This is a genomic window from Dolichospermum circinale AWQC131C (assembly GCF_000426905.1).
Classification (GTDB): Bacteria; Cyanobacteriota; Cyanobacteriia; order Cyanobacteriales; family Nostocaceae; genus Dolichospermum; species Dolichospermum circinale.
Map to the genome: position 1 here is coordinate 132,320 of NZ_KE384588.1, position 2,226 is coordinate 134,545.

General features: G+C 36.3%; 3 protein-coding genes. 1 reads left to right on the forward strand and 2 read right to left on the reverse strand.

Annotation, left to right across the window (positions count from 1 at the left end; genetic code table 11):
• A partial coding sequence (locus ACIR131C_RS0101825; RefSeq protein ID WP_028088836.1) for a PIN domain-containing protein occupies positions 1 to 393 on the forward strand: 393 nt, incomplete at its 5' end.
• Positions 394 to 541: 148 nt separating this feature from the next.
• Here ACIR131C_RS0101825 and ACIR131C_RS25885 read toward each other — a convergent pair.
• The gene (locus tag ACIR131C_RS25885) at positions 542 to 682 is read right to left on the reverse strand and encodes a hypothetical protein (RefSeq protein WP_196811707.1); all 141 of its coding nucleotides are present in this window, start codon (positions 680 to 682) and stop codon (positions 542 to 544) included.
• Positions 683 to 764: 82 nt separating this feature from the next.
• Positions 765 to 2,120, reverse strand: coding sequence for a TrkH family potassium uptake protein (locus ACIR131C_RS0101835; RefSeq protein WP_028088837.1), 1,356 nt, complete (start codon positions 2,118 to 2,120; stop codon positions 765 to 767).
• Positions 2,121 to 2,226: the final 106 nt, after the last annotated feature.

Genomic DNA, 2,226 nt, shown 5'->3' on the forward strand with positions numbered 1-2,226 from the left:
CCTATGAATAGTGATGCTGTCAATGCTATCAATAAATTGCTAGGTCAGGGAGAAACATTACATATCGTACCGCAAAACTTAATTGAGTTTTGGAATGTTTACACTCGTCCCATTGAGAGAAATGGATTAGGACGTACAGCAATAGAAGCAGAAGTAGAAATACAAAGATTAAAAACTATTTTTCATCTTGCTTTAGATACCGAAGTAGTTTATTCCGAATGGGAAAGGCTTGTTATTACTTATTCTGTTATTGGTATCAATGTGCATGATGCGAAACTTGTAGCTGCAATGCTTGTTCATGGGATAACTCACATTCTGACATTTAACACCAAGGATTTTGCTCGTTACTCGGAAATAATAGCTGTTAATCCCACAAAGATAGCGTCTGAATGAATCTGAGAACTCTATCTTTTAGCATCACTCTGGTAATCTCTCTAAATACTCCCTCGCAATATTCGCCAAGTTTTAACGCTATTTTTTGCTCTTTCGGCTTTGACTGTATCCACAATGGGATAAAACAGCCACTCTTCAAAATACCATTCTAGTTCCTGTTCTTCCTGGGGAGTGAAGGGGTCAGTGATAATTCAGTGATAATAATGTTATATTCACCGTCACCAAAACTGAGACTGGCTGCAAATCCTGTGGCTTTTTGCTGTTGTTCCCGAATGGTAATCACTGACATAAAAATGGTATTTCTGAATTGGGTTTTGAAGGTTTTGTGATGACGTTAATCAATTCTATCTGAGTTCGGTATCAATTGGTAATTATCCAACCAGGAGATTTTCTTCAGGATAATGAATTCTACTAGGACGAGGATCACCTAGTATGGATGACATTAATAGTAAAATACCAACTCGACCAATGTACATGGTGAGAATTAAAATTAATTTTGCTGTGGTAGAAACAGTAGCTGTAATACCTGTAGAAAGTCCCACTGTACCAAAGGCCGATACTACTTCAAAAAGAATCTGAATAAACGGAAATTCAGGGTCAGTAATACTAATTAAAACCGTGGAAACAATCACAGTTGCTAATGAACCAAACACCACACCCACGGCTTTTAAAATTAATGATATGGCAATTTTGCGATTATATAATAATACCTCCTCTTTACCTTGCAAAATTGCCTTTGTACAACTGGTAATCACTCTTAAAGTTGTGGTTTTGATTCCTCCTCCTGTACCTCCAGGACTTGCACCAATAAACATCAGCGCAATCATAATGAACAATCCAGCATTAGTCATTTTGCCAATATCAATACTATTAAAACCAGCGGTTCTGGTAGTAACTGACTGAAACCAAGCGACTAATATTTTTCCGGTTAAATCTAATTTTCCAAAGGTGCTATCATTTCTAATTTCTATCATTAAAAGAGCAATTGTTCCTAACACTAATAATATTAAGGTTGTGCTAGTAGCCACTTTAAAATCTAGGGAAAATATTAAACGACCATTTTTTCTGATAATACGATTACTTTGATAAGTAAAGCTATCTCTTAACCACAAATACATATCCAAAATTACCTGATAACCAATACCTCCAAAAATAATTAATGTGCCAATTGTTAAAATCACTACAGGAGAAGATTGATAACTGATTAAATTGTCTTTAAATAGACTAAAGCCAGCATTATTCCAAGCACTAACACTATGAAAAATTGCTAACCAAGTTCCTTCTTGCCAACCTTTTTCCGGGACAAAAGCTATCATTAGTAGCAATACTCCCGTGATTTCAAATAATAGGGTAGTTGCAATAATGGAGCGGATAATTTGAGCGCTTCCACTCATACCTGGACGATCTAAAGCTTGTTGAATTGCTACTTTTTGTCGCAAATCAAATTTTCTGCCCATTAATAACATCAAAAATGTGGTAGTTGTCATATAACCCAAACCCCCAATTTGGGCTAAAAGAGCAATAAACAACTGACCTAAAAAGGAAAAATCAGTACCAGTGTCTACCACAGCTAAACCTGTCACACAAACTGCGGAAGTTGAAGTAAATAATGCAACAATGGGATCATTCCAATTCCCGTTACCAGTAGAAAAAGGCAAGGTTAAGAGAATTGTTCCCAAGAGAATGACAGCGATAAACCCTAAACAAATTGTCCGAGCAACGGTCATAAATAATTAAAAATCAATAAGTAGGTTAGCGTTAAAAATTGTCGTTATGACAAGGGAACAGGGAACAGGGAACAGGGAACAGGGAACAGGTTTTGGGCAACTTTAC